Source organism: Vibrio sp. 1727 (genome assembly GCF_033344415.1).
Taxonomy (GTDB): domain Bacteria; phylum Pseudomonadota; class Gammaproteobacteria; order Enterobacterales; family Vibrionaceae; genus Vibrio; species Vibrio alginolyticus.
This window is the reverse complement of the sequence record NZ_JAWPOT010000003.1, coordinates 89,871-115,763: the sequence shown is the minus strand read 5'-3', so window position 1 is coordinate 115,763 and position 25,893 is coordinate 89,871. Positions and strand designations below refer to the sequence as shown.

Annotated in this window: 25 protein-coding genes, 1 pseudogene and 1 riboswitch; of the genes and pseudogenes, 4 read left to right on the top strand and 22 right to left on the bottom strand. The window is 44.1% G+C overall.

The window, feature by feature from the left end; all coding sequences use genetic code 11:
* Positions 1 to 116: 116 nt before the first annotated feature.
* The 6 genes from R8O10_RS04820 to R8O10_RS04795 all read right to left on the bottom strand — a co-directional run bounded on the left by R8O10_RS04820 (position 117) and on the right by R8O10_RS04795 (position 5,320).
* Positions 117 to 1,772 (bottom strand): phosphoethanolamine--lipid A transferase, encoded by a 1,656-nt coding sequence (locus R8O10_RS04820; RefSeq protein ID WP_318191152.1) that lies wholly within the window; start codon positions 1,770 to 1,772, stop codon positions 117 to 119.
* A 21-nt stretch (positions 1,773 to 1,793) separates the two neighbouring features.
* Positions 1,794 to 2,150 (bottom strand): diacylglycerol kinase, encoded by a 357-nt coding sequence (locus R8O10_RS04815; protein ID WP_017635149.1) that lies wholly within the window; start codon positions 2,148 to 2,150, stop codon positions 1,794 to 1,796.
* A gap of 127 nt (positions 2,151 to 2,277) precedes the next feature.
* Complete coding sequence (locus R8O10_RS04810; RefSeq protein ID WP_005385575.1) at positions 2,278 to 2,670, bottom strand: hypothetical protein; 393 nt, start codon at positions 2,668 to 2,670, stop codon at positions 2,278 to 2,280.
* Between the two features lie 119 nt (positions 2,671 to 2,789).
* Positions 2,790 to 4,097, bottom strand: coding sequence for an ATP-binding protein (locus R8O10_RS04805; RefSeq protein ID WP_318191151.1), 1,308 nt, complete (start codon positions 4,095 to 4,097; stop codon positions 2,790 to 2,792).
* Positions 4,097 to 4,810, bottom strand: a complete 714-nt coding sequence (locus R8O10_RS04800) for a response regulator (RefSeq protein ID WP_005373673.1) — start codon at positions 4,808 to 4,810, stop codon at positions 4,097 to 4,099. Before R8O10_RS04800 ends, R8O10_RS04805 begins: the two co-directional genes overlap by 1 nt.
* A 213-nt stretch (positions 4,811 to 5,023) precedes the next feature.
* Complete coding sequence (locus tag R8O10_RS04795) at positions 5,024 to 5,320, bottom strand: isoamylase early set domain-containing protein (RefSeq protein WP_005373671.1); 297 nt, start codon at positions 5,318 to 5,320, stop codon at positions 5,024 to 5,026.
* A 278-nt stretch (positions 5,321 to 5,598) separates the two neighbouring features.
* Between R8O10_RS04795 and R8O10_RS04790 the strand changes: the two genes are divergently transcribed.
* Both R8O10_RS04790 and R8O10_RS04785 read left to right on the top strand, forming a co-directional pair.
* Positions 5,599 to 5,979 carry a hypothetical protein gene (locus R8O10_RS04790; RefSeq protein ID WP_054577748.1) on the top strand — a complete coding sequence of 127 codons (381 nt, stop codon included), beginning with the start codon at positions 5,599 to 5,601 and terminating at the stop codon, positions 5,977 to 5,979.
* A gap of 83 nt (positions 5,980 to 6,062) precedes the next feature.
* Positions 6,063 to 6,662 (top strand): thiol:disulfide interchange protein DsbA/DsbL, encoded by a 600-nt coding sequence (locus R8O10_RS04785; RefSeq protein WP_005373667.1) that lies wholly within the window; start codon positions 6,063 to 6,065, stop codon positions 6,660 to 6,662.
* A 69-nt stretch (positions 6,663 to 6,731) separates the two neighbouring features.
* On the opposite strand, the gene R8O10_RS04780 is transcribed toward R8O10_RS04785, so the two are convergent.
* The 14 genes and pseudogenes from R8O10_RS04780 to R8O10_RS04715 all read right to left on the bottom strand — a co-directional run bounded on the left by R8O10_RS04780 (position 6,732) and on the right by R8O10_RS04715 (position 21,392).
* On the bottom strand, positions 6,732 to 6,977 hold the full coding sequence (locus tag R8O10_RS04780; protein WP_005373664.1) for a hypothetical protein: 246 nt from the start codon (positions 6,975 to 6,977) through the stop codon (positions 6,732 to 6,734).
* A 152-nt stretch (positions 6,978 to 7,129) separates the two neighbouring features.
* A pseudogene (locus R8O10_RS04775) lies at positions 7,130 to 7,572 on the bottom strand (DUF3429 domain-containing protein).
* 10 nt (positions 7,573 to 7,582) lie between these two features.
* On the bottom strand, positions 7,583 to 8,128 hold the full coding sequence (locus R8O10_RS04770) for a glutathione peroxidase (RefSeq protein WP_005373657.1): 546 nt from the start codon (positions 8,126 to 8,128) through the stop codon (positions 7,583 to 7,585).
* Between the two features lie 104 nt (positions 8,129 to 8,232).
* A complete protein-coding gene (gene ribB, locus R8O10_RS04765) occupies positions 8,233 to 8,889 on the bottom strand; it encodes a 3,4-dihydroxy-2-butanone-4-phosphate synthase (RefSeq protein WP_005373655.1) in 657 nt (218 codons plus the stop codon).
* A 113-nt stretch (positions 8,890 to 9,002) separates the two neighbouring features.
* Positions 9,003 to 9,143, bottom strand: a riboswitch (FMN riboswitch).
* A gap of 104 nt (positions 9,144 to 9,247) precedes the next feature.
* Positions 9,248 to 9,865 (bottom strand): hypothetical protein, encoded by a 618-nt coding sequence (locus R8O10_RS04760; protein WP_005373653.1) that lies wholly within the window; start codon positions 9,863 to 9,865, stop codon positions 9,248 to 9,250.
* 117 nt (positions 9,866 to 9,982) lie between these two features.
* Positions 9,983 to 11,836 (bottom strand): MFS transporter, encoded by a 1,854-nt coding sequence (locus R8O10_RS04755; RefSeq protein ID WP_318191150.1) that lies wholly within the window; start codon positions 11,834 to 11,836, stop codon positions 9,983 to 9,985.
* 146 nt (positions 11,837 to 11,982) lie between these two features.
* Positions 11,983 to 12,741 carry a helix-turn-helix domain-containing protein gene (locus R8O10_RS04750; protein WP_047102733.1) on the bottom strand — a complete coding sequence of 253 codons (759 nt, stop codon included), beginning with the start codon at positions 12,739 to 12,741 and terminating at the stop codon, positions 11,983 to 11,985.
* The gene (locus R8O10_RS04745; protein ID WP_047102732.1) at positions 12,742 to 13,380 is read right to left on the bottom strand and encodes an HD domain-containing protein; all 639 of its coding nucleotides are present in this window, start codon (positions 13,378 to 13,380) and stop codon (positions 12,742 to 12,744) included.
* A 248-nt stretch (positions 13,381 to 13,628) separates the two neighbouring features.
* On the bottom strand, positions 13,629 to 14,906 hold the full coding sequence (locus R8O10_RS04740) for a cytosine deaminase (RefSeq protein WP_047101162.1): 1,278 nt from the start codon (positions 14,904 to 14,906) through the stop codon (positions 13,629 to 13,631).
* Between the two features lie 9 nt (positions 14,907 to 14,915).
* Complete coding sequence (gene codB / locus R8O10_RS04735; protein WP_318191149.1) at positions 14,916 to 16,154, bottom strand: cytosine permease; 1,239 nt, start codon at positions 16,152 to 16,154, stop codon at positions 14,916 to 14,918.
* An 805-nt stretch (positions 16,155 to 16,959) separates the two neighbouring features.
* Positions 16,960 to 18,306: a magnesium transporter gene (locus R8O10_RS04730; protein WP_132937197.1), complete on the bottom strand. Its 1,347-nt coding sequence runs from the start codon at positions 18,304 to 18,306 to the stop codon at positions 16,960 to 16,962.
* 112 nt (positions 18,307 to 18,418) lie between these two features.
* Positions 18,419 to 19,741 (bottom strand): ABC1 kinase family protein, encoded by a 1,323-nt coding sequence (locus R8O10_RS04725; protein ID WP_258458158.1) that lies wholly within the window; start codon positions 19,739 to 19,741, stop codon positions 18,419 to 18,421.
* Between the two features lie 101 nt (positions 19,742 to 19,842).
* Positions 19,843 to 21,066 carry an HlyD family secretion protein gene (locus R8O10_RS04720; protein WP_047101169.1) on the bottom strand — a complete coding sequence of 408 codons (1,224 nt, stop codon included), beginning with the start codon at positions 21,064 to 21,066 and terminating at the stop codon, positions 19,843 to 19,845.
* A complete protein-coding gene (locus R8O10_RS04715; RefSeq protein ID WP_017635162.1) occupies positions 21,066 to 21,392 on the bottom strand; it encodes an MFS transporter in 327 nt (108 codons plus the stop codon). The genes R8O10_RS04720 and R8O10_RS04715 overlap by 1 nt, the downstream gene beginning before the upstream one ends.
* A 107-nt stretch (positions 21,393 to 21,499) precedes the next feature.
* Between R8O10_RS04715 and R8O10_RS04710 the strand changes: the two genes are divergently transcribed.
* The gene (locus R8O10_RS04710) at positions 21,500 to 22,501 is read left to right on the top strand and encodes an AraC family transcriptional regulator (RefSeq protein ID WP_053304538.1); all 1,002 of its coding nucleotides are present in this window, start codon (positions 21,500 to 21,502) and stop codon (positions 22,499 to 22,501) included.
* A gap of 86 nt (positions 22,502 to 22,587) precedes the next feature.
* Here R8O10_RS04710 and R8O10_RS04705 read toward each other — a convergent pair whose 3' ends face one another.
* Together R8O10_RS04705 and R8O10_RS04700 are read right to left on the bottom strand one after the other, a co-directional pair.
* The gene (locus R8O10_RS04705; protein ID WP_031778833.1) at positions 22,588 to 23,277 is read right to left on the bottom strand and encodes a hypothetical protein; all 690 of its coding nucleotides are present in this window, start codon (positions 23,275 to 23,277) and stop codon (positions 22,588 to 22,590) included.
* Positions 23,278 to 23,289: 12 nt separating this feature from the next.
* Positions 23,290 to 24,831 (bottom strand): hypothetical protein, encoded by a 1,542-nt coding sequence (locus R8O10_RS04700; RefSeq protein ID WP_031778832.1) that lies wholly within the window; start codon positions 24,829 to 24,831, stop codon positions 23,290 to 23,292.
* Between the two features lie 366 nt (positions 24,832 to 25,197).
* Here R8O10_RS04700 and R8O10_RS04695 point away from each other — a divergent pair, with 366 nt between their 5' ends.
* Positions 25,198 to 25,890, top strand: a complete 693-nt coding sequence (locus tag R8O10_RS04695; protein ID WP_171342616.1) for a response regulator transcription factor — start codon at positions 25,198 to 25,200, stop codon at positions 25,888 to 25,890.
* Positions 25,891 to 25,893: the final 3 nt, after the last annotated feature.

The window sequence follows — 25,893 nt, the reverse complement described above, 5'->3', positions numbered from 1 at the left end:
CTTATCTCGATGTATGGATCGCGGACTGTCAGTATAACGCTTGGCGCGGCGATGAGTTTAAATACCTTGTTAGAAAAAGCCTGATTCACACTTTGAGCCAGGCTTTATTGAATGGTTTAGGAAACGGCTCGGCAGGCTTTGAATATATCTAACTTGCTATCGTAGGCTTGAGTTTGTACATCCATAATGCCTAATAAAGAGTGGAACACGTTATCATGTGAGTATTGGCCTGCATTCTGTGCTTGTTTATACAAACAGTCGGTATTGATCTGCTTCGCTTGTTTAAAGCCCGAAGACAGCCACATAATCAAAGGAACGCGTTTTTGGAAATCTGGTGCAAGGCCATAAGGCATACCATGTAAGAACAATCCGTTTTCGCCTAGTGACTCACCGTGATCCGATATGTAAATTAGCGCAGTATTATACTCAGACTCTAACGCTTTAAGTTTTTTGATGGTTTCTGCCAATACAAGATCGGTGTAGCGTATTGTATTGTCATATGTGTTCACTATTTGTTCGATGCTACAGTTTTCGATATCTGCACGTGGACAGTCTGGTTTAAAGGAGGCGTTGTCTCTTGGGTAACGCTGAAAGTAGGTCGGACCGTGGCTTCCTATAAGGTGCATGGCGACCACTCGGTTACCGTGCATATCCGCGACTTCCTGATCAAAATGATCTAATAGCGCCATGTCGTAACAAGTTTGGCCATTACACATAGGGCTTACTTGCTTTCGATCAACTTCGATTTTCTTGATCTTGTGGGCTACTTCTTTATCCCCACCGTCATTTTCTTTCCAAATGAGGTCAACCCCGGCGCGCTGCATTATATCGAGAGCATTGTCCTGATTATCCGCTTTGGCGCGTTCAAACTCGTTTCGCGTGAGCTGTGAAAACATACAAGGCACAGATACAGCAGTCGCGGTGCCACAAGACGCGACGTCTTGAAATGAGATAACATCCAGTTTACTAGTATAAGGGTTTGTCTCTCGTGTATAGCCATTGAGTTGGTAGTTCTGAGTTCGAGCGGTTTCTCCTACGACAAAAACCAGTAGTGTTGGTTTGCTCTGTGCTTGCTGTACGGCGCTATTTGACTGCTTTGCATCTGTGCCGATTTCTCGATATGGCTCTGGCGTGGTGAAATATTTTTCCTTCACATACCCGGTCGCGCTGTAAACGAACTGGGTGGGTATGATGATTTTTTTCAGGTGGCTATTGTTGCGCCCTACAGATGCGTAGTCTTGATAGTACACGCTGGCAATGACGGCGATGACAGCTAGCGACGACAGCATCGATACTAATTTGGTAACAGAGAAGTACAGTAATTGGTGACGTTGAGATTGCAGCTTGACCTTAAAGACAATTATCGCTGGGATAACTCCCATAATCAGCGTCCAAATTACAGAGTGAGCACTCAGGTAAGAACTCGCCTCGCTCGAATCGGTTTCAACAATATTGGCAATCATTCCAGAATCGAAAAGTGTGCCATAGTTATAGCTTGCGTAGCTCACCATACTTGAAACAATGATTAAAATTATAAAGAACGGCTTGCCGATCCAAGGCCAACTAAATAAATTAAAAAGGAAATTGAGCGCGGCAAGAAAGAAAATTGGTATTGTGATAATAAATCCAATCTTGACATTATCTAAGTGTGTAAAGATGCCGATCAGTTCTTTATAAATAGGGATATTTACGACGAGAGCGAAATACAGCGCCAACAGGAAAGTAAAGGTAACGTAAGAGATACCTCTCTGTTGTAAATCATGTGTCTTCATAATGAGTGTCTTGAATAAAAATTAGAGCAAGAACGAAGCCCAAATAAAAAGGGCAAGAGTTAACGCAACAAATACTGCTGCTGAGCCAATATCTTTGGCTCTACCACTGAGCTCGTGCCAGTCATCGCTAACACGGTCGACAACCGCTTCTACGGCGGAATTAATGAGTTCGACGATCAATACCAAGAACAGGCTACTGATCATCAGCACTCTTTCGTATGTGGTGACAGGAAGGAAAAAAGCACAGACGGAAAGCACCAAGGCGAGAATCAATTCTTGTCTAAAAGCGGCTTCGTGTGTCCATGCGGCTTTCAATCCTTGAAATGAATAGCCGGTCGCATCCATGACACGGCGTATACCTGTTTTACCTGGCTTCAAAATATGACCTTACTATTTAAGCATTGGGATGGAACACATATCCCAGAGAGGTAACGAGATTAATCGTTACAGCGTGAAACATTTGTGAATAGAATCCTTCGCGCGATAATTTAAGAAAAGTGCTTATTTAATCAAGATCGTAGACGGTATAGCCTTTGTGCTGGAGACATTTACGCAATACGAGAGATTGGGTTTTGGTTGAATCATTTGTTCCACTCAAAGCACCAGCTCCAGCTCCTACAGCACCGCCGGCAGCAGCACCGACAGCCGCTCCACCTAATCCGTCTTCTAGCGCGCCAGCAGCTGCGCCGATCAATGCGCCTGTAACTGCCCCATTAGTGGCTTCAGATTTCGCTGCCTCTGATTTGTCGACATTTTCTGCATAGCCTTGGCAGTAAAGAAAGTCTTGTTCATATGTACTAGGGTCAACATTGGTCATGTCGACGACAGGTTTTTGGTTGTAGGCGCAAGCTGTAAGCGTAGAAGTAAGCGCCATAATCAGGATAAAAGATTTATACATGAGTACTATCCATTTAGTGTGTGAATCTTATGGATTAAATGTACACTGTTTTATTGTTGGTATCTGTCGCTTGAGTGTATTGAAGTGTCGTCTTCTGTAAATGGGGTAGGAAGGTTAAGTTAACTGTCTGATTTTTTGAGGCTAAGTGTGAAGCAAGCTCCTCCAAGTGGGCTATGGCAAATCGAAACTTCTCCACGTTGAAGCTCCATTATCTGTCTGACAATCGCCAAACCGAGCCCAAACCCGCTCGTCTTTTTGTTGCGAGATTCATCCGCGCTGTAAAATGGTTCGAATAGATGAGGCCAATGCTTTTCTTCAATACCTATGCCATCATCATGAACATTGATGAAGCAGCGGTGCTGATCGTGTTTTATCTCTACTAAAATCTGCTTATCCGCGTACCGCATTGCATTGCGCAGCAAGTTATCTAAGGCTCGCTTTAACAATTTTGGGTCAGCAAACGCGAGAACGTTTTCTGAGTTTACTTCTTGAAGCGAGATAGCGAGCGTAGTCTCTTTTTGCCATCTCTGTCGTAATTCTTTGACTAAGTTGACTAAGTTGACTAGGACGACTTCTTCTTGAGTTTGTAATGCTGTGTCAGGACGCTCCATCTTTGCGTAGTAAAGCAATTCTTCAACCATTTCTTCCATCTCGTCAATGTCTTCGACGATACTGTAAACATACTTTTTCTGTTGTTCAGTTAAGGTTGAATCCGATAACAAATCTGCTTGCCATTGTAAGCGGAAGATTGGGGTACGCAATTCATGTGCAACGGCGTTAGTTAGCATTTTATTGCTAGTGATCAAGCGAGATACTTTATCGGCCATCGTGTTAAAGCTTTTGTTTAACGTCCCAACAGACTTAGCGCTTGAGGTACTAGCTCGAGCCTTGAAGTTACCTGAGGCAAACTCAACGGTCACTCTCTCTAGCTCTCGAATCCGACGGCTTAAGAACCAGATCAACAATATGCAATACAGAGCAAATCCAGCTAAAAAGAACAACCAAACGATATTGTCATCAAAGTTGGCAGCTTTAACCACAGGGCTATTCGGATTATCGCTCATTTTAAAGATAGGCGTGCTCGCATCTAGGCGGAACCAGATATCCCTTTCTTCATCGTAAGCGACGTTAACGGAGGTATCACTTTCAAACGCCTTTTTGATGTCTGTTGGAAGCTCTTCAAGCGTATGAGGCACCAACAAACGATGGCTTGATGTGGCAAATTGTTCCAACTGTTGTTGAGTATATTCTAATCCGTGTTCTTTATAGATAGGGTAGATCAGATCGTGAAAAGCTTGACCCTCATGCTCTTGTAACAGGTAGTCATAATCTGTGTTGATCTCATAAACTAAGAACTCGTATCCCCACAAGCTAGCCATAAACAGAATGATAAGGCCAACAAAGCTTTCCAGATAAATCCGTCTCATTATTCATTCCATGCATCAGGCATAAATAGGTAGCCTTTGCCGCGAACGGTAATGATTTTTTGTGGTGAGCAAGAAGCATCGCCTAGCTTCTTTCTCAGTGTCACTATGCGATTATCAATGGTGCGGTCTGTTCCATCGTATTCAATACCACGCAGTGTTTTGGTCAGCCACTCGCGTGATAGTGTTTTTTCAGCATGCGTTGCAAGAACCCACAACAAATCGAACTCGCCGTCTGTCAGCGCAATTTCTTCTTGGTTCATTACGCACGATTTACGCAATCGGTTTAAACACAGAACACCAATTTGTAGGCCGTTTTCGGACTCGGTAGGCGCCGCCTCTTTTCTTCTTAATAGCATGCGAATACGAGCCAGCAATACGCGAGGTTTGATGGGTTTAGTAACAAAGTCATCTGCGCCTATTTCTAATGCGGCGACATGATCGAAGTCATCATCACTTGCTGTCAGCATCAACACTTTGCCTTTGTAGCATTCTCGGATTTGACGACATACACTCAGACCATCTTGCCCGGGTAGCATCAAATCTAACAGCACCACGTCTGGTTGTGTGTCAATAATCGCATTGGGTGCGTCCGTCCCATTGTCGATACATTTGACCTGAAAACCTTGTTCAACAAAATACTCTCCCAACATAGTTTGTAATTTGGGATCGTCTTCCACAATGATTAGAGATGGTTTGATTTGTTGTGCGTTCATTTAAGTGATGTATACAATATTTAATATCAATGGAACTTAAACAAATTTACGAATTATTTCAAATAAAGCTTTCTCAGAATAAGGTTATCGGATGAGTTAACTGGATAAAATTGCCAATTAATGATTTAAATCTAATCACCAATCACATTTCGAGAGATGTAAAAAGGCGCAACGTTTGCGCCTAGGTATGGAATCTTAAAGCGAAATTACCGCTTATTCGGTGGTACATACGACGCTGTTGTCGCTGCCAAATGCATTTGGAACGTAAGCATCAGCTTGTGGGTCATTTTCCCACTTCGCGTCATCGAGCAAGTAACGGAACTGAACATTCTGCGCTTTAGGTAAGCGGGTTTTAAATTTAAACTGACGACTTTTCTTCACTAATTTCATCGGTTCTGGCTGCCAGTTGTTGAAGTCTCCAGCAATTTGGACAGAGTCCCACTGATCTTTATCTAGCTCGAACGTGACTTCGACTTCATCTTTTGTCTTAAAGAATCTTTTTTTAAGCATTGATCTTTCCTTGTTCGTACAAAAACCGTTCTAACTATTACTCGTGTTTCATAATGATTTCAAGTTTTATCGAATTGTTGCTGGTATCTGATGAGGGGAGTATCCGAACGGTGAATAGCTCGTTGTGCTGGTTTCGTGTACTGAGGGAGCGTTAGAGAGAAAATTCACTAGCCTAAAATGGTCAAAGAACAGAGTTTGTTAGCGAGCCGAGAGTCCGTATCTTGAAGTCAAATCGTTATCATGTATTATCTTAAATCACCATTTTCCTTGATGTAGCTATGTTGAAGTTTAACCGTACATTGTTGACTGCGATAGTTTGCTTAGTTGCTATGCTTTTGAGTAGTGTCGCTCCTGTGGCGGAGGCTTCCGCTCCGATGAAAACAATTGAAGTACGCGATCTTATTGTTCAACAGGCTGCTCTGCACAAACAACTTGGCGTCAATGACGACTGCGTAGAATCACATCACGATGAGTCAGCCATCAATAAGGCACAACAATCTCACACGAGTTGTAGCTCTTCCTGCATGGTCAAAATTCCCGCCAACTTATCTCAAAACGACTTACTGCTTCTTCCTTATAGCCTTGCTTTGATTGATAGGCCTCTAGTCGAAAAAGTAGTGACAGTGATCACCAAGCTTTATCGTCCTCCGATTGTTTAATTCCTCATCTCAAATTACTTGGGGTTTACCCCTTTTTACCAAATGAAATGATTTGGCATTTGAATGCCACAAGGAAATAAACAATGAAAAAACTACTTGCCTTATGTAGTGCACTTTTACTGACTTTTACCGCTCATGCAGCGCAATTTGAAGAAGGGAAGCACTACAAAGTTCTGGATGTAAAGAAAGCATCGAAACCTGTTGTGACGGAATTCTTTTCTTTTTATTGCCCACATTGCTACAAGTTTGAGTCGCTTATTGAGCGTTTAAAACCTGCTCTGCCAAAAGAGGCAAAGTTTGAAAAGGTGCATGTGGGGTTCATGGGCGGAGATATGGCGATTCCGATGGCCAAGTCCTACGCGACGATGGTGTCGCTAGGAGTTGAAGATACAATGATTCCTGCCATGTTTGCCCAAATTCATCAAAAGCGACAAGCGCCAAAAGACGAAGCTGAGCTGAAACAACTCTTCGTTGATAATGGCGTAGAAGGTAAGAAGTTTGATGCGGCGTACAACAGTTTCGCCGTAAACTCAATGCAGAAAGGTTTTGATAAGCAATTCTCTGCCAGCACGTTAAGAGGGGTTCCGGGTGTGGTTGTGAACAATAAATACATTGTTTTGGCCAACGAAATTCGTACTTACGACGAGTACAATCAATTAGTTAATTACTTATTGACGCTGTAACTGTAAATAGCATTGAAGCTTAAAAATGGCGACGGTAGAGTCGCCATTTTTATGCTTATCACTTTCGTATTATCTAAGAACGCTTGTACATGCTTGAGTCGGAACACTAGTCATAAATATGGCATGCGGATAAAACAAGCTAGCAGCAGTGATTGCAACATTACATGGCTGAGCAATCGTGGTTTTAATCACATTGGTAAGCACAGCGCCTGTATTATTTACTGTTTGAGCGGCGGCTTGTTGTGCCTGGTAAGACACGCAACCTGTCGTTGCATTGATCATCGCAGTGCTAAACAAAAGTTTGCGAAAAAACATATTCATATCCTTTGTGAATGCTTTGAATTACTTATATGTGGATTGATTCATAAATGAAACAAAACAGTGTTCAAAATATGTGTGCATTCACGAAATAAACATTGTTTTATAAAAAGACGTTTTTTTGTGATCTTAGTACTGGACAGACCAGGTTATGAAACTAAAGCCAATCCGTGCATTACGATTACGCCGAAGGTCAGTTTGCTCCTCATTCCTTGATATCCCTTGGGCTCGGCGTCTTGTTCGACTTTCCTCACGAGCTTTTCTGCATACCAAACAGCAAGGTACCCAATTGCTAAGAGTAGGGTTGCGACTGCGTAATGTTTGTGGCCCTGCAGTAATGCGCCCCAAGCCAGTAAGACAAAAAGGTTGCTGAGAATTAATATATTTCGGCTAAGGCGATGGTAGTAATGCTCAATGCCATTACCCCAAAGGATGCCGGATAAAAAACTTAATATAACGGCGCTATATGCGATGAAAAATTGCTGACCACTTAAATTGAAGAATGAGATGTCAGTGAAAGCAGCCCTAAACTAAACACAAATGGAACCAGGCCTAAGTAACCGAGTTGTAGCATGGTTGAGCGTGTTGTCATGGTCGTCACCTTATAATTGTTGCTCTATCATATTGGTAAGCGTAGTACTTGTCGGTGATGTGGAGCTTGGAAAAGTAGCAATAACTTTACCTTCAGAGCTAATTAGAAACTTGTAGAAGTTCCATTTTGGTTTTATGCCTGCTTGGTTAGTAATCTGGTTGAAGACTGGGTTCGCATCTACACCTAATACTGAAGAGCGAGCCATCATTGGAAAGGTGACCCCGTAATCGAGATAACAGACTTTCGCTGTGTTTGTTTCGCTTCCTCTATCTTGTCGAAAGTCATTGCTCGGGAAACCGATAACGGTGAAGTTTTGGTCTTTGTAAGTTTGATAGAGGGTTTCTAACTGTTCAAACTGAGGAGTGAAGCCGCACTGGCTTGCTGTATTGACGATTAGTAGTGTCTTTCCCTTAAAGCTTTCGCATAGATCGACTTCTTCCGTTGAGTTTAACAACCTTTGCTTACCTTGAAGAATATCAGGGCACTCAGATGCAAGAGCAAGCGAATTCATGGAGAGAAAGCTAACGAGAGCGGCGAAGTTCAGTAATCCTTTCATGGTGTTGTTCCCCTTGTTTTCAATAAGTATAACTACTTAAGTGCAAAGAGGATCGATCAAAAAAGCCGCACAAATGCGCGGCTTTTTCAAGAGCTGAGATCTGACTATGCCAGTTTCAACTCGAACTGGTTCAGGTACATTACCATGTCTTCAATCGTCAGTACCGGCATGTTGTGCAGGCGACCGAATGCTACGATCTCCGGTGCCTTTGCCATCGTGCCATCTGGATTGGTCACTTCACACAGTACGCCAGCGGGTTGAAGCCCTGCCATTTGCATCAGATCAATCGTACCTTCTGTGTGACCACGGCGAGTCATTACACCACCTGGACGTGCGCGCAGAGGGAATACGTGACCCGGGCGAGCAAGATCTTCCGGTTTTGCGTGCGGGTTTGCCGCCGTTTTAATGGTCGTTACGCGGTCTGCTGCTGAAACACCCGTTGTTACACCAACTTTCGCTTCAATAGAAACCGTAAATGCGGTTTGGTTTGCGCTGTTGTTGTTTACCACCATTGGAGGCAGTTCCAGTTTGTCTGCTTGAGCATCTGTTAAGCACAAACAAACGATGCCGCTACATTCGCGGATCATCAATGCCATTTGCTCGTTAGTGAGGTGCTCGACTGAATAAATGATATCGCCTTCGTTTTCGCGATCTTCATCATCAAGAAGCAGTACGCCACGGCCTTCTTTTAAAGCGATAAGTGCGTTTTCAACGCGAGTAATTGGGTCGCCGAATTCGGCAAGTAGTGATGACTGATTCATGGTTAACTCCTAAATTTCACCAGAATCAGGGCGGTATGAGAGATCGCCGTAAAATACGATCAAAAAGAAGTGCACCAGCATTCTTAGCGATCTGACTCGCTATGCTGGTGTATTCTTATTCTCTTTCATCCGGACTATAACCGTCGGCTCTGGCATCTCACCAGATCTGCTGACCTCGACGAATCGAGCGCTCGCGGGCTCACTTGAAAAAGTATACCGCCGGTGGGGAATTTCGCCCCGCCCTGAGAACAATTAAAAATGTACCACTTCATCCAAGTTGTGAAGAAGTGGAGCTAGGATAGTACTGCGAACTGAATAGCTTGGAAAGTCGATTCCATCTGTATGATGGAAAAGTGTGCTATCGACGGAAATAATCTGTGCGAATAAAGTGATCAATCTGCTGCGGCACGAAGGTGTTGTAAATCAGGCTCGTATGCGTTTGCTTCACTTCGATATGATCTTGCATACCGTCCAGTCTTGTCTCTTCTACGGTAACGGTACCGTCCGACATGGTGTTGTCATTACGGATCAACAATGGGCGAGCGCCAATCGGCATCGTTCCTGCGATACTGCCGAGTTTTTGAGGGAAATCCCAGGCGTCATCATGTTTGTTTAATCCGTGGTGTGGCGAATTGCCTAAAATTGCACCCAATCCGAGATCTTGAATTCGACCTACAATGGACGCGCCTTTAAGAGGCGAACCGATAGCGACAACATGAGAGATTAAGTTAGTACTCGGTTTTCTGTTGGCGAGATAGCGCTTAATCATCAAGCCTCCCAAGCTGTGTCCCACGAGCACGTTTGTGGTCAGTGGATTAAGCGAATGATCAATAGAATCAAACAGTGAAGACTCATCGATAGCAACAGTGTTATAGCTGAGTACTTGCGTTTCGTATCCGAGTTTTCTCAGCTTTTGGCTAAGAGGCTGCATGACCAGCCCATGCATATAAAGACCATGTAAGATGATGATTTTCATAATACCTCCTAGATTTATGACGTCGTAGATATCCTACTCTAATTAACAAAGAACTACTTGTGCTTTGTGGTGCATATTTACGTTTTGCTGCAAAGTTTGACTGCTGTAGCAAGCGACTCAGCCCAGTAAATCCTGTACTTGTTGTTGCAATTGATGACGATTTAAAGACGCAGGACTTAACACTTCACCGATAACAACATCCACTTTTGACCAAAAACGAGTCGGTCGTTTTGTGAGAGCATGTCCGCCTTTGTGGCTGAAAAAAGAACCCCAAAGCCCTTTTAACGCCATAGGGATGACAAGTACAGGGTTACGTTCGAGGATTTTCTCTACACCAGGGCGAAACTCACCCAATTGACCGTTAGACGTTAAACGACCCTCAGGGAAGATACAGACAACCTCACCGTCGTTAAGTGCTTGTTCAATCTGCTCAAATGCTCGTCGGTAAGTGTCGGCACACTTACGTGGAGAACAGATCGGGATAACACCGGCATGACGGAATACATATTTAAGAACAGGTAGCTCGCTGATGGACTTGTCCATCACAAAACGAACCGGGCGAGTAGAGGTTCCCATCAAAATCAATGCATCGACATAGCTAACATGGTTAGCCACGATTAACGCAGCGCCTTGTTCAGGAATATGTTGGCGCCCCTTTACGGACACACGATACATACAATGGCTGAGTAAATAACTGATAAAGCGTTGTGTAAATTCCGGTACTTGGCGATAGACATAGATCGCCACGAAGAAGTTACCTATTGCCATCATGGCAAACAGTTCCACAATAGAAAGCTCTAGTACGCTGAGTACAACGATCGAAACCAAAGCAGACACCACCATAAACAACGCATTCATGATGTTGTTAGCAGCAATGGCACGTGCACACTCCCCTTTGTTTGAACGCGATTGGATGAACGCATAAAGAGGAACAATAAAGACACCGCCGCTTACACCAACAAGGAACAGGTCAATCATGACGCGCAGATGTTTTGATTCAGCAACGAAGCTTTGCACATCATAAAAGTGCACCGGAAGTGATGGATAACTTGGGACTGCCCATAGCGAGTCGACGCCAAAGACTGTCAGACCAAGGATACCGAATGGCAAAATACCAAGCTCAACGTGGTTGAAAGAGAGCTTTTCACACAACCAAGAGCCTGTCGCGATACCAATGGAAAACAATGCCAACAGTAAAGAAACGACAGTGCTATCTGCGAACAAATGTTCGCGTGCGAAGTTAGGGAATTGAGTTAGGTAAGTCGCACCCATGAACCAGAACCAACTGATGGCAAGAATAGACATCCAAATGCCTCTCTGCTTTTTTGCCACTTTTAACGTGTTCTTTAAACCAGAAATCGGTTCAAATTTCGCTTTGTCATTTGATTGGCTAGGCATCGCTGGAATATTCACGCTGCTCATGAACCCAAGCAAAGACAAGGCAATCACGGTACAAGAAGCAATCAAGGTACCATTAGGAATGGCTAGCAGCAGGCCTGCGCTAAGCGTACCTATAAGAATCGAAAGAAACGTGCCCATTTCAACCCAAGCATTTCCTTTAACAAGCTCATTTGGTTTGAGCGCTTGTGGTAGCAAGGCGTATTTCACGGGACCAAAATAGGCCGATTGAGTGCCTGTCATAAACAGCAGAACCAGCATCAGCATGGCACTTTGGGTGGCAATAGCGGTTGCTGCGCAAGACATGATAGCTAGTTCGATGAGCTTTAGACGTCGGATTAATTTGGCTTTGTCCATGCTGTCAGCGACGGCACCAGCATGCGCTGAGAATAGAAAGAAAGGTAGGATGACTAAGCCTGCCGCCAAATTAACGAATAGATTGACAGATATTGGTAGGTTATCAATTTGGCTGTATGTCACCATCAATAACAGAACGTTTTTGTAGATGTTGTCATTGAGTGCGCCAAGGCATTGCGTCACAAAGTAAGGAAAAAAGCGTTTTGAGAAAAACATACGGGCCCCGATTAAACAAAGTCGAATGAGATGGGAGCACTTTATGCTCAATGAACGATTAAACCAGCTTTCTCTTTCTAGTGACGTTGTATGCCACCAAAAGTAACGAAATTCGTTACTTTTATTTCCATTTGTTTATTGAGTTACTAATTGCGAGACTTATTGGTGAGTTTTCTTTCCCATGGTTCAAATAAAGGGAACGTCCAGCGACGCATCGCAATAATCAGAGAGGTGCCGTGTTTTTCGTCCATATCGAGAGAGCTATCACTTTGGCAAGCCTGATAAAACTCATCGATGACCTTTTGCAGCTTCTGTTGTAGCTTCTTGTTGGTTGGTACACTCATCAATCCTGTTGCCATGGAGAACTTTTCATCTTCACCAGAAAAGTAGCTTTGGAAAAAGGCGTCTTGAACTTGCTGTTGGAAGAACCGTTGAATAGGGCCGCCCATCTGCCACTTAAATGTCGGAGATATACGCAAACGAATTTTGTTATTTGGCTGCAAGTTGATGATGTTCAGACGATCCAAATGAGCAAGCTTTTGCACCAGTTCCAACTCATTGAAGGTGTATTGCTGAACGATTTGTTCAAACTGATAGCCATTTACAACACAGATTGCCACGAGTAGCAGGGCTTTATCGTTAACCAACTGCTTTTCTTGCTCTAACGTTAGCGACTCTAGACCTTTATTGTGCGCAGCCGCAAGCTTAAACAGTTCCGCCATTTCTAAACCAATCAATTGGCAAATGCGTTCTAAGCGTTCAAGACTAATGTGTTGACCTTCAGCGAGTAAACGTTTGACGCTTCCTTCACTTAAATCAAGGTGTTGTGCAACATCGGCATAATGCAGCCCAGCTAACTTTAGTTGGCGTTTAAGCTCTTTAATTAACGTATAGCTTTCTGACATTTACGCTGTTACCTCGTCGTGTAACTGCTCTAGGTACGTTTGCATAAAGGTTTTGCGTTTTTGCGCTTCGCGTCTTGCTGACTCTGTGTTCATAGTTTCAGCGATTTTGAATAACTTGGTCTGAAAGTGATCCAGAGTGAATTGTTTATCGTTAAGTTCACGTTCTTCGGCAAATATATCGCTGTCGTTGTAAAGTTGCGCGTTAAATTGAGTGCTGACTTGAATGCATCGCGTCACGCCAATTGCGCCTAAAGCGTCCAGACGGTCGGCATCTTGGACGATTTTGGCTTCCAACGTATTTGGCCTGATGTTTGCGCTAAAGCTGTGTGCCTCTATCGCATGAGCAATGGCATCATGATATCGCTGCGGATAATCGATACTCTCTAAAAATGCGACCGCTTTTTTGGCTGCGATGATTGAGCTCTCTTTGCGATTTGGGTGATCTTTCGGATAAGTAAAGCAATCATGCAAATAGGCAGCCGGTAATACAATCGCGATGTCTGCACTTTCTTCTTTGCAGAGCTGTTTCGCTGTTTTGACCACGCGTTTTACGTGTTTAAGATCATGAGCTGCATCCACTTGCATCTCTTGCTGCATAAATTCCAAAAATTGCGGTTCTATCTGGCTTAATGACGTCATGGTTCATATCTACAACTAAAATGAAGTCAGAAGTATGCCCAACGCTTAGAATAATTTCCAAGTGCGATGGTGTAATTGAGATTCAGCCACCAGAACCTTGTGCAACGTTTGGTACTGAGCCGTTTTATATGGCCTTTCAATGTGTTCAGCGGTTTATGAGACAAGAATAGACAGAGCGAGCAGTGATGTTTACCAGTAGAAAAAAGGCCTGACGATGTCGTCAGGCCTTTTTCGTCACGCCGATCTTTTTAGCGTTTGAACGTTACTTGCTCTGCTTGTTCAAGATGAATATGAGTTGTCGCAGGCTGTGTTTCTGCGATCACTTTACCGTGACGAACAGAGTAGCGAACCGGCACTTGGCGACGTACTGCGTCAAAACCATTTTCTGCGGGAAGAATCAGTAAACTACCTGGTTTGCCTTCTTCAATGCCGTGCTTGTCTTGAATGTTCAGTGTACGTGCTGAATTGGTGCTGATCAGATCCAGTGAGTTGTTGATTTGGTCGTAACCCATCACCTGACACACGTGCAGACCCATATGCAGCACTTGCAGCATGTTTGCAGTGCCTAGTGGGTACCAAGGGTCAAATACATCATCGTGTCCAAAGCAGACGTTGATGTTGGCATTCAGCATCTCTTTCACTCGTGTTACGCCGCGACGTTTTGGGTAATCATCAAAACGGCCTTGTAAGTGAATGTTCACCAATGGATTTGCCACGAAGTTGATACCGGACATGCGTAATAAACGGAACAGGCGAGATGCGTATGCACCGTTGTAGGAACCCATCGCTGTGGTGTGACTGGCCGTGACTTTATTCCCCATATCAAACTTGTGCGCTAATGCTGCCAGTGTTTCAACGAAGCGAGATTGTTCGTCATCGATTTCATCACAATGCACGTCGATCAGGCGGTCGTATTTTTGCGCTAACTCGAATACGTAGTGCAGCGATTCAATGCCATATTCGCGTGTGAATTCAAAGTGTGGAATCGCGCCAATCACGTCCGCACCTAATTTGACGGCTTCTTCTAGCAGCTCTTTGCCATTTGGGTAAGAGAGAATTCCTTCCTGCGGGAAGGCGACGATTTGGATATCTACCCACTCTTTCATCTCTTCACGCACTTCTACCATCGCTTTTAGGGCAATTAGGGTAGGGTCTGAAACATCGACGTGGGTACGAACGTGTTGTACGCCGTTTGCTATCTGCCATTTTAAGGTTTGTTTTGCGCGCGCTTTCACGTCTTCAATCGACAGCATTTCTTTGCGCTCAGCCCAACGTTCAATACCTTCAAACAATGTGCCAGAGATGTTCCAGCTAGGCTCGCCTGCGGTTTGAGTTGTATCTAAGTGAATGTGTGGCTCGCAGAAAGGCGCAACCGCCATACCGCCTTCAGCATCGATGATGTCACCGTTATGACTAAGCTCCACATCGTTGCTTTCAATGCGCTTGAATTGACCATCTTCAATCAAAATTTGCTGCAGACCTTCTTGTCCTTTTAGCTTTACGTTTTTGATCAGTAGTGTTGTCATGATGGTTCCTTACGCTGGCTGTGTAGCCAGTGCTTTTTTGTTAAGAATAGGATTAAGAATCAGGAAGCTAATTGCGCCGCCAAGTACAGCGTTAATCGGCACTACGCCAGGCAGGAAGTGTCCCGCACCAACGCCAATCACGACAGCGATAATGCCAGCCCAGTTAACGTTTTGGAATTGGGCGGCTTCAAAGTTTGCGTAGCGTTTACGGTTCGTGAAGAAGTCAGCGATGATCACACCGCCAATCGGTGGAATTGCCAAAGATAAGAAGGTCAGCCAGCCAACAAAGTTATTGTAGAGCCAGAGAGCGCAAAGTGTGCCAACAAGACCGTTCGCCATTGAGATGTATTTACTTGGTAAGCCTGTGATGTTGGAAAATCCAAGACCCGATGCGTAGAGCGCGTTGTCGTTGGTCGTCCAGATGTTCAAGCCAAGAACGATGATAGCTGGAATAAGAAGACCTTGCGCGATCATCACTTCAGAAATGTCTGATTGACCCGTCACCGACGCACCTGCCGCGCCAAAGATAAACATTAACGAGTTACCGATGAAAAATGCCACCATGGTGATCATCACGGCGCTGCGCGGCTTTTTACCAAAGCGTACGAAATCCGCCGTTAATGTACCAGCACTGACAAAAGAGCCGACAACCATCGCGAGAGCTATTGAAAAATCGAGTGGCTCGCTTGGTTGAACTTGTTGTAGTTCGCCAATACCGCCAACGCTCTTTACTGCCTCGATGACAGAGTAGCCGCCAAGTAGTGCAATCGCGGGAACGGCGATTGCTGACAGCACCATCAGTGCTGAGATTCCAAAGTAAACGGTCACGGTCATGAGCAAACCGGAGACAAGGATCAAAGTATTGGTATCGATGCCCGTTGCTTTATGCACCGGAATCGCAAACATCGCGACACCAACTCCAAACCACCCAACTTGAGTTCCGCCAAGAAGAGCAGAAGGAAGCCAAGAGCCTTTAGAACCAAAAGAGAAACGAGCAAGAAGGTGGGTAGAGAGACCAGTAGAAGCGCCGATGTAACCGAGGAAAGAAGTGTAAATACCGAGGATTAGGTTACCGATGAGAACAGCGAGGAAAAAATCATTAAAGGAGAGCCCAGTACCGAGAGAACCACCTGTCCACATACTTGCGGAGAAAAAAGTGAGTCCTAACATCACCATGGTTAGTGACGCCACGCCTTTTCTGGCCGTGTTGGGAACTGGTCCAAGACTGTAGTTATTGTCTCCAGCCATTATTGCCTCCGCACATTGAAATATTAAATTATAGCACCTGATTTTCAGGCAAACGGCGCGTATTATCGTGATGTAAATTTAATAGTCAATGATAAAATTGAAATTTAAACGTTTGCTTGGTTTTTTATGTGTATTTTTTCTTTTAATAACAATGGTTTGGTTTTTAAATTCTAAAAGTGGAAAGTTTGTTTTTACGTATTTTCTATGATTTATAGACAGGTTTTCTATGTGAAATTAATGTTTTGAATTGCTATTTGTTTTTATGGATTAAATTTATCTATAACTCTGGATTGTTCAGTCGATTTCTATTAAAGGAAAACGATTTCATGATGAGGTTTTTGGTTTGGACGTTATTTGTTCTTTTCTTGGGTGTGTTTTCTTGGTTTTATTTTATGTAGGTGATTTATTTTTGTTGAAGCTGGCATTTCTAATGGTTTAGTGGGCGAATATTTGAATTTTATAAACAGTAAACAATCTGTTGTGGGTAAGAAAAGTACAACCGAGCTCGGTCAGAGGATAAGAGGGCAATAGCCACATAAAAAAATAACCAACCGCAAAGAGTGCGATTGGCTTATATACATGTGAACAAAATCAAGTTCACTAACAACGTCAGTTGGCTAGGTGACCCTCGGCTTAAGAAGGGTCGATTTATATAATGCAGTTACTGTGCCAACTTTAATATGCCCTAAAATACGTAGTTTCTGTGACATGCGTTGCTTAAAGTTTGAGTATGTTTGCAATTTGCAACTGCGTTATGCAATTTGACTCTATTATGCTAATGATTGATTAATAAACAATGAACCTTTTAAAGCATGACTAAACTCGCCGTTCCTAAAAAGGCGAAAAAACCAACTACATCTGTCACTGTTGTTAGAATCACCGAGCCAGCCAAAGCGGGGTCCAATTTAAACTTATCCAGAATAATGGGAATCAGCACACCAAATAAAGCTGCGGTAATAATATTGACGATAATGGCGAGCGCGATGGTTCCCCCTAGAACCGGAGATTGAAACCACAATCCGGCGAGCCCGCCGATGATTAACGCCCAAGCAATGCCGTTCAGAGAGCCAATACCCAACTCATTTTTCAAAAGCTTGAAGCGGTTACCTGGGGTGATCTGATTAAGCGCCATCGCACGAATCATTAGAGTGAGCGTTTGGCTGCCAGCAATGCCCCCCATGGATGCAACAATTGGCATGAGCACCGCCAAAGCCACTACCTGAGCAATTACATCTTCAAACAGTCCGATAGTGACAGACGCCAAAATAGCAGTAAGCAAATTGATGCCTAACCAAACCCCGCGCTTTTGCGAGCTTTTTAATACTGGCGCAAACAAGTCATCGCCTTCATCCATACCTGTACCGGCCATCAAACGTGCTTCGTAGATTTCACGCTGTGTACTCAATGCAAACTGCCAATCGACTTCACCGATCAGTGTTTGGTCTGCATCAGTTACAGGGAGAGCGGGCAGTGTGCTGTGTTCTAATGCCTCTACCGCTTCAGGAAGCATCATTTTACTGTCTAGAACCGTCACAGCCTCAATAACGAGTGTTTTTAAGCGAGTATCGGGCTCACCACGTAAGATATCGAAGTAGTTGACCGTTCCACGATACTGTTTATTACGATTAATCAGATACACCTGTTGAGGCGTGTCGTAGCTATAGCGCTCCATTAACTGCTTAGCTGTCCCAATCGTAATGTTGAAGGGCAGGGTGATGATCTTACGTTCAGCCCAGTGGCCGAGTTCTTCATCAGCATACTCGTTTGCTTGATCGTAAAGTTCCAACTCATCTTTTTCTATCAACGAGAGCGCTTCGTTGATGATCGACTCTGGCAACGAATCGGCCCATTCGATGAGCGACAAGTTGTCGAGTTTAGCGAGAGTGAGCTTTAGCTCGACTTCAGATAACGCATTGATGATAGAGAAACGTACGTCCGCACGCATTTCCGTTAACACGTCGATATGTAGCTCTAGTGGTAAAGCTCGCCATAAGCGAACACGATCGTCGATTGGAAAGGCTTCTAGAATCAGGGCAACCGCGCCGGGCTCGAGGCCCGCTTCAATAGATTCATTGAGCGTTGCGACTTGATCCGCTTCTTCGGCTTGGCCAATTTGCTGGATTAGAGTGGAGAGATCTTGAAACTTGCTCACCGAGTACCCCGATAGTGAATTCGTTTTATGGAAGTATGGCATGTTATTGAGATGCACAACTATGCATCTTAACCTTGCTCAAGGTACTTGAAAGTAACAGAAAAACAATAGGCTATTCGCTGTTGATGGTGAGATATGGCTGTACCAATTGGCGAATGTTCACTTTTGCGCCAATACGGGCTGCCAGCAAGTACATTCCGCCGATTTTTCTGTGTAAAAATAGGGCATCTGCTGGTGGAGTATGCCAGTATTCTTGCTCCATGCTTAGAATGGTGCCAGCCTCGCGAAGCTTTTGTGCTAAGTCGCTGGCTTTAAAGTCATAAGGCTCATCAACTAACATCGGTTCACATGCCATTTTTACTAAGTCGAGAATCGCTTGGCGTTGGTCTGGAAGGATGGTTTGGCTGAAGAAGCCTATTTGTTCAAGCGCATCATTCAAGCCTTGTTCGTCATTATTCACGACAGATGCAAAAGCTTGGCGATAGCCGGTACTGAACCGTTCGTTGTACTCGCGAGTGGCCCCGAAATCTAGCAAGCCGATTTGACGAGTGTTTTCGATATATAAGTAGTTGGCGAAATTTGGGTCGGTTTGTACCATCTTAAATTCGAACAGCTCTCGAAACAGTAATTCGAGTAGGCTGTGCATGACAAAATCTCGCGTACTCTGATCATAATGTTCGATTTGCTCAATCGGACTGCCATCAATGAATTCCATCGCGAGAACGGAGTCTGAGCAACTTTCAGTATGAATCTTGGGCACCACAAAATGAGGGTGCTCCTTCAAAGCGTCATGATAACGAATGGCAAATTGTGCCTCTCGTGCGTAATCGGCCTCGTCATGTAGCTGCTTTTTCGCTTCTTCGAGCAATCCTTTGTAGTCGACAGACTCGGGAATCAACCCAACGACCTTGAGCAGTGTACCGACATTATCGACGTCGCTATCGATACTTTTCCGTATGCCCGGATATTGCACTTTGACGGCTAGGTTATCGCCCGCATCGCTGTAAGCTTGGTGCACTTGTCCTATTGATGCACTGGCGATTGGTTTGAAGTTAAATGACAGAAACTCAGCTTTCCAATTCGTTCCTAGCGAACTTTCCATTACTGCGTTGAGTTGTTTTGCAGGCATTGGGTCTGCGTTGGAACGAAGACGGGAAAGAATATCGGCAAGTTCAGGTTCTAAAACATCACCAGCATCCATTGACAGCATTTGACCAAGCTTCATTGCAGCGCCACGTAGGTGAGCAAGTTGGTCAGTTAAACGCGCGATGTTCTGTGGCGTCAGCAAGAGGTCTTTCGCTTTTGGTTTGTTGCCTTTGGCTATCTGCTTCGTGCCTTCTGTAATCACATTGCCTGCGACACGGGTAGCAAGTGAAGCGAACTTGCTGAATCTTGAGATGCGATGGGTAGGTAGGCTTCTTTCCTTTGCCGACATGAATCTTCTCCGCTATTTACTAACTAATTGTTATACGGGAAAAGGATATGTTTGGATACAAATGAAAAGAAAACCGCCAGCGTAACTGGCGGTTTGCGAGTTTAGATAGAGTAGAAGAAGTACAGTTGAGACTTCATTCGGATGATGATCCCGCGAATCACATCCAAGAAGGCCATGAAGCCTATCGGTTTTTCACCGCTGACCCATGCGAGGCCAACAGAGCCAACAGGGATGTCGTAGCCTTCTGGCTCATCAATCTTAAGACGAACAAAGTGGTGTTTGTTCTGTAAGTTCTTTCCAGTGGTGACACGTACGGAATCATCGAAACCCAGTAGATTACCTTGTGACTCACCTGTTGCTTCAACAATGCCTTCGACGGTCGCTGAGAAGATCTTACCTGGGTAAACGGACGAAGAGAATTCCGCTGGCTGACCCGGTTTGATGTTACGAATCGCCTGGTGGTTGACTCGCATCAGCACGTACTTCTCGTTAGTGTACATGTTGATACGCGGCATCATCGATACACGCTGACCTTCACGCAGGATAAAGTTGGTGACAAAGCCATCTGTTGGGGCATGAACTTTTGTGCTATTCAAATCCCATTGCGCTTTTGCAATTTGCTCTTTCGCTTGGCGCAGTTCGGCTTGTTTGGTTTCAACTGCAAGTTCCGCTTTATGAATCGCCAGTTTTGCACGGGAAATATCGACTTGTTTCTTCTTGATTTGAGACTCAAGGGTCAACACGTTGTGACGTGCCATATCAACCGCACTCGATTGTTTGTCGATATCGCTTTCCGTGATGGTGTTGTGCACCACTCGGTTTTGCTCAACATAACGATCTAGCATTTTTTTCTGCAATTTGTAGTCAACTTTCGCCGCTTCCAACTGGCTCTTTGATGTTTCTAGATCTTGCACTAGCGCTTCGTGGTTAGCTTCTTCAATCTCGATGTCGCCTTTTGCTGTAGCTAATGCAACGCGAGCAGAATCAGCGGATACGTTCGCTTGATTTAATGCGATTTTGTATTGCGTTGGGTCAAGTTCATAAATGAGCTGACCTTCTTTAACTTGCTGATTCGGCTCAATGTAAATGTGGTCAACTTTACCTTTTACATTGGTTGAATCTGGACGCAATTGGATGTGTGGTGACTGCACGACAGAACCGCCGGATAAATCCATCGGGGTGAAGTTAATCAAACCTACCCAGACGAACATTAGCCAACCCAAGCCGCCAAGATAAGCGAACGATTTGGTTGCTTTGTTCCAAGGCATGCCAACCAAACGCAACAGATAGATGAAGAGTGCCCATACCGCTAAACCTTCTAACATTATGCTTCCTCTTTTGGCTGTGTTTCTGTTTGCGGTTTACTTTTCCATGTATCACGCAGATTGATGATGGCTTTTTCCATATCAACGAATGCAAAGATCACGGCTAGCACCCAAACCCAGTGCCAGACAAACCCTATCCAGGTCAGCGCAGTGATGAGCCCTATCTGATGATGGTCTTTGCTGTGTGCTTTATTGATAGGTAATTCATGGATTTTCCAAAAGCCGTAACACGCGCCCGCGACACTCGCGATTAAAACGACAGCAGCGACAACATGTAACGCCGTATCTGCGCCTGTACCGACAAATGGGACACTCAGTAAACTCATTAAACACTCCTCTATCAAACTGTTGGCGTATTGTGATCTGAATTTGATTTGCGGCTTTCTTTGTGACAGATTCAATCACTATAGGATTAAATTTGATGTGATTGGTTATGAAAACGGTTCGGTTTATTCGTGCGATGGGCATTCTAAACATGCATAACCTCGCGTTATCTAAATACAATTTGGACTCGGATGAGTTAGGGATCCCAGCATCGGTGTTTCGCAACCCAATGACACTGATCCCGCTAAAAGCCGTTGCGGAATGGTACCGTTGTGTTGAACAAGCCAGTGGTGACCCGGATGTGGTGTTGAGTCTCAGCCGAGGTATTGAACTGCAAAAGCTAGGGCCAGTGGGACGCTGGTTATTCTCCGGCAATGATTTAGCCAGTACCATTCGGCGAGTGAATTATGGTGTGAGCAACCTACAATCAGGGGCGTTTTTTGCTGGCGAACAGTCGGGTAAAATCATCAAATGGACTTACCACAACCCGTTTATAGAAACGTCAGTAAAGGTGCACGATAGTATCCGCTGTGCGGTATTTATGATTAAGGTGTTACGCGAATTTCTTGGCAAAGATTACCAGCCTTTACGTGTCAAGGTTTCAGGCTCGAGAAAAAATACTGAGCGATACCGGGAATATTTCGGCTGCGAGGTGGAATGGAGTCAGCCAAAAACAGAGATATGGATCCCGGGAGATGACCGACTAGCTTCTCGCCAAGTGAGCCATCGAGAAGACAGCCGTCTAGCGATGAGTTTTTCCGATTTGGATGATTTGCTTAATATGCCCGACCCAGAAGATGAGTTGAAAGTGATTTATGAAGTGGTGAATTACAGCAGCCATTATGGATTGCCAACGTTAGAGCGCGTGTCTTCTCTGCTTGATTTATCTGAACAGCAGTTTCAACGTCGTTTGCATAAATTAGGGCTCAATTTTTCGACGGTTTCTGGCTATGTATTGAGTAATATTGCAGCTGGTTTGTTGAGTAAGCGCGTGAGTATTGATGACATTGCCACGCGCCTTGGTTACACCAATGTGGCGAGCTTCAATCGTATGTTTAAGAAACATCGTGGATTAACGCCCAAGCAGTATACGGGAAGATTAGAGAAGTAGTGCTCCACTTATCTCTATGAGTACAAGCAATAAAAGCCCTCAAAGTTGAGGGCTTTGTTATTTTTTTGTGTCGTTTTATGTGGTGGCTATTTCTTAGGACGCCAACTTAGTGCACTTGCAACAGCGCCGATGGCAATTACATCCTTTTTTTGTTCGCTAAGTTCAGGGAGCATCTGTACCGCAATGGTACCGTTCGTCTGCACTGCGGCAATTTCTTGTGTGCCCTCCTTAAAGCTATAACCCAATGGAATGTCTACCGCCATCATGGCGTCAGGACTAGTATGTACAGTTTCTACATTAAAGTGGGTGCTACCAATACGCACTACGCCTGTCTCTTTTTTTTCAAAGCTGATGTCGATGAGAGCCGATTTTGGCTCCATCGCAAACTCACCGACTTTTTTACCATCTTGAGTAATGTCACAGGTGTAAGGATCATTCCCACCAAAATCGACGCCCATGTAGTTAACCGACATACCGCCTCCGGTGCAGTTCAAAAGCCAAGTTTCTCCGCTGTCGATACGAGTCACTTCTGCGCCCATTGAACCTTCTTTGAAAGAGATACGGTTAAACCAACTTGAGTTAGAAGCACTGCGTGAATACTTGCCTTTGTACTTACCAGCAAAATCAAAATGGCCATCTGCACCGAATCCCCAAAAATCACCGTCGGTTTTGATCAGCATTTCTGGTTGTGCTTTTACGGCATCAGTACGATCCATGACGGCTAGGCCACCACAACCAGCAAGGAGCAAGGGAGCGAATAGAATAAGTTTCTTCATGTTTTTCATTGTTTATAGCTTGGTTACATCTAGGGTTTGGTCGGTGAATTGGATGTTCTGAATGTCGTACAACTCGTCAGTGCCTGTATTTGGGCACTCAACAGAAACGCTCTTTGCTTTGATAACAGTACATTCCGCCAGTTTGTGTGGCACGATATAGGTGTTGATACCGCCTTCACCATAAATGCTGTTGTCTTTGCTGTTGCCTTCAAAAGTATTGTTTTGATCATTACCGATCACATTCATCGCGTCGTCGCCAATGATCTTCACTTTTGTTAACCACTGAGATTTGTAGGTGTACGCTTCTATCAAACCGTCTTTGTTGGGAGCCATACGGAAGGTAGGTACTGTGCCTGGATTTGTCTTTTCTGTGTAGAGCTTGACGCCCGCAGAGTCGATATTCGCGGTATATTGCAAGTATCCGTGGAATAAGCCACTGATCCAATCAACGGCTTGTGGATCTTGGGTTTGCATTTCTTCACGCGTTAACGCTTGGTAGCCATCTAAACCATGTCCGTTTGCTTTTGCTACACCCATGTAAGCTTCAAAAGCGGCAGCAAAATATTCGTGAGAATATGAAGGGCCCGTTTGTTTAACACTTTCAGGATCGAAGTCGTCTGATTTCCAATCGTCCCAGTCATACTGAGTAGGGCGCCACACCGTCGGTTTGCCCGATTGAATATCGTTATAGATGCTTAACGCATGAGCTTGAATGTCATTTTGCAGTGCCGCAGTCGCCGTGTTAGGTGCAATACCTTGCGCTTGGACCAAGTGTAAAATTTCTTCAAAAGCGGCGTCTCGTTCGGCTTTTTTGCCAAGATTGGCGCAGTAATCGGCAAAATTACTCATGTAATGGCAATCGCCTTCAACTGTCAGTTCTCGATACATTAAAGATTGGCTATTCCTTAGCCAGTTTGGTGTTTCTTTACTAGTTACTAATGTTGACGCGATAGATGTGACAAGTGTATCCATATCATCTTCGTTAAGTACCATCATGCTTACAACAAACTTTTCTAGAGAACTCGTATCAAAAGAGTGTGCTAAGCCCGAGTTTGTAACTGCGTCGTTCAGTTTGTCTTGGCGAATCAGTTCGTTGATAAAGATTTTGGTTAACATCTCATCATTCTGTTCGTCGTTTTCGGTCAGCATTAGTGTGGCATCACGCTCGGCTAATGTCTTAGCGATACGAGACTTGTCAGCACCGTACTTAGAGTCTGGTTGGTTTGTGAGAAGGTGTTGGATGATTTTGGCTGCACGAAAGATTTTTTCATTATTCGCACCGTCATCAACAGCCACAATGTGAAATGTATCGTTGTTGTTTGCTTCGGAAAGGGAGATTTTCACATAGTGGGTGAAGCCCGAATCAGCAGCCACTTTTAACTTGGCTGGAAACTTTGTAGAAACGACAGTTGGGATTGTGACAGTGCTCAATGTTGGCATTGGTGGTGTTGGAGGTGTCGTTGTCGATGGTTTCGAATTAGATTCACTGCCGCCACAAGCAGTTAGACTTATCGCGCAAAATATGGCTAAAGGTGTTAATTTGGAATATCTCATTTCATGTTACTCGTAGACTTTATTAGAGCAAGAAACTTAGAAGCAACATAAAGTCCTGTCTATATAAGCAAACTAAGTCATATATGTTGATATTGTTTTTTGGTAAGACCTATTATTCGATATATTTAAAAATATAGTGGATTTTTATTCCGAATTTTATTTTCTATGTGAAGCTATATTCTGATAATGAATAAAACCTCAGGTTATTGCATGGCTTTAGGGGTATAGAATGATTAGGATTATCGTATATGTATGGTTTGTAAGCGTATGTAAGCCTGCGTTTTATTAAAATTATCATTTAAGTAGGTTGCGCAGTATAGGACGAGCGATATACTCCCTCCATCATATTGGTGGAGTAAATGATTCATGGTGGGTAATACAATCTTACTGATAGAAGACGACTCTGAGATTGCTCGATTAACCAAAATGTACCTCGAAGCCGAGGGGTATACGGTAACTGTCATCGATAACGGTCAAAATGCATTAGAAACGATTAGGGGACTCAAGCCTGACCTAGTGCTGTTAGATTTGATGTTACCAGGAAAGAATGGCGCAGAAATATGCCAAGAGGCGCGTAAGTTTTATCATGGTGTTATCATTGTTTTGACTGCGACCGATGATGAAATGAGCGAGGTGAGCTTATTTAAGTTCGGTGCTGATGATTACCTTACCAAACCGATAAAAGGCAATATCCTTCTCGCCCGTATTGAAGCAGCGTTGCGTCGCTATTGTCGTCAAGTTGATATCGTTGAAGAAGAAAAGCTGAGTCGATATGGCATTAGTCTTTGTCTTCGTCGCTCCCAAGCATTTTATTTGCAAAAAGATATTGGTTTAACGAGTTCTGAGTTTGAAATTTTAGAGCTCCTGATGCTGAATGTCGATAAGCCAGTATCTCGTGAATCATGTTGTCGTCTTGCCCGAGGCATTGAATACTGCATTACTGATCGTTCGATTGATATGCGTATATCCTCGCTAAGGAAGAAATTCTCCAAGGCTCATATCCATACGGCTACCATTAAAACCATACGTCACCACGGCTACATGCTGACAGGTAAATGACGC

Excerpts from the sequence above, each read along its gene's own strand:
- R8O10_RS04805 (WP_318191151.1), bottom strand. The coding sequence starts at position 4,097 with ATGAGACGGATTTATCTGGAAAGCTTTGTTGGCCTTATCATTCTGTTT.
- R8O10_RS04810 (WP_005385575.1), bottom strand. The coding sequence starts at position 2,670 with ATGTATAAATCTTTTATCCTGATTATGGCGCTTACTTCTACGCTTACA.
- R8O10_RS04750 (WP_047102733.1), bottom strand. The coding sequence starts at position 12,741 with ATGTCAGAAAGCTATACGTTAATTAAAGAGCTTAAACGCCAACTAAAG.
- R8O10_RS04740 (WP_047101162.1), bottom strand. The coding sequence starts at position 14,906 with ATGACAACACTACTGATCAAAAACGTAAAGCTAAAAGGACAAGAAGGT.
- R8O10_RS04705 (WP_031778833.1), bottom strand. The coding sequence starts at position 23,277 with ATGAAGAAACTTATTCTATTCGCTCCCTTGCTCCTTGCTGGTTGTGGT.
- R8O10_RS04820 (WP_318191152.1), bottom strand. The coding sequence starts at position 1,772 with ATGAAGACACATGATTTACAACAGAGAGGTATCTCTTACGTTACCTTT.
- R8O10_RS04760 (WP_005373653.1), bottom strand. The coding sequence starts at position 9,865 with ATGAAAATCATCATCTTACATGGTCTTTATATGCATGGGCTGGTCATG.
- ribB (WP_005373655.1), bottom strand. The coding sequence starts at position 8,889 with ATGAATCAGTCATCACTACTTGCCGAATTCGGCGACCCAATTACTCGC.
- R8O10_RS04725 (WP_258458158.1), bottom strand. The coding sequence starts at position 19,741 with ATGTCGGCAAAGGAAAGAAGCCTACCTACCCATCGCATCTCAAGATTC.
- R8O10_RS04800 (WP_005373673.1), bottom strand. The coding sequence starts at position 4,810 with ATGAACGCACAACAAATCAAACCATCTCTAATCATTGTGGAAGACGAT.
- R8O10_RS04770 (WP_005373657.1), bottom strand. The coding sequence starts at position 8,128 with ATGAAAGGATTACTGAACTTCGCCGCTCTCGTTAGCTTTCTCTCCATG.
- R8O10_RS04720 (WP_047101169.1), bottom strand. The coding sequence starts at position 21,066 with ATGTTAGAAGGTTTAGCGGTATGGGCACTCTTCATCTATCTGTTGCGT.
- R8O10_RS04710 (WP_053304538.1), top strand. The coding sequence starts at position 21,500 with ATGAAAACGGTTCGGTTTATTCGTGCGATGGGCATTCTAAACATGCAT.
- R8O10_RS04755 (WP_318191150.1), bottom strand. The coding sequence starts at position 11,836 with ATGTTTTTCTCAAAACGCTTTTTTCCTTACTTTGTGACGCAATGCCTT.
- R8O10_RS04715 (WP_017635162.1), bottom strand. The coding sequence starts at position 21,392 with ATGAGTTTACTGAGTGTCCCATTTGTCGGTACAGGCGCAGATACGGCG.
- codB (WP_318191149.1), bottom strand. The coding sequence starts at position 16,154 with ATGGCTGGAGACAATAACTACAGTCTTGGACCAGTTCCCAACACGGCC.
- R8O10_RS04695 (WP_171342616.1), top strand. The coding sequence starts at position 25,198 with ATGGTGGGTAATACAATCTTACTGATAGAAGACGACTCTGAGATTGCT.
- R8O10_RS04785 (WP_005373667.1), top strand. The coding sequence starts at position 6,063 with ATGAAAAAACTACTTGCCTTATGTAGTGCACTTTTACTGACTTTTACC.
- R8O10_RS04700 (WP_031778832.1), bottom strand. The coding sequence starts at position 24,831 with ATGAGATATTCCAAATTAACACCTTTAGCCATATTTTGCGCGATAAGT.
- R8O10_RS04795 (WP_005373671.1), bottom strand. The coding sequence starts at position 5,320 with ATGCTTAAAAAAAGATTCTTTAAGACAAAAGATGAAGTCGAAGTCACG.
- R8O10_RS04790 (WP_054577748.1), top strand. The coding sequence starts at position 5,599 with ATGTTGAAGTTTAACCGTACATTGTTGACTGCGATAGTTTGCTTAGTT.
- R8O10_RS04780 (WP_005373664.1), bottom strand. The coding sequence starts at position 6,977 with ATGTTTTTTCGCAAACTTTTGTTTAGCACTGCGATGATCAATGCAACG.
- R8O10_RS04745 (WP_047102732.1), bottom strand. The coding sequence starts at position 13,380 with ATGACGTCATTAAGCCAGATAGAACCGCAATTTTTGGAATTTATGCAG.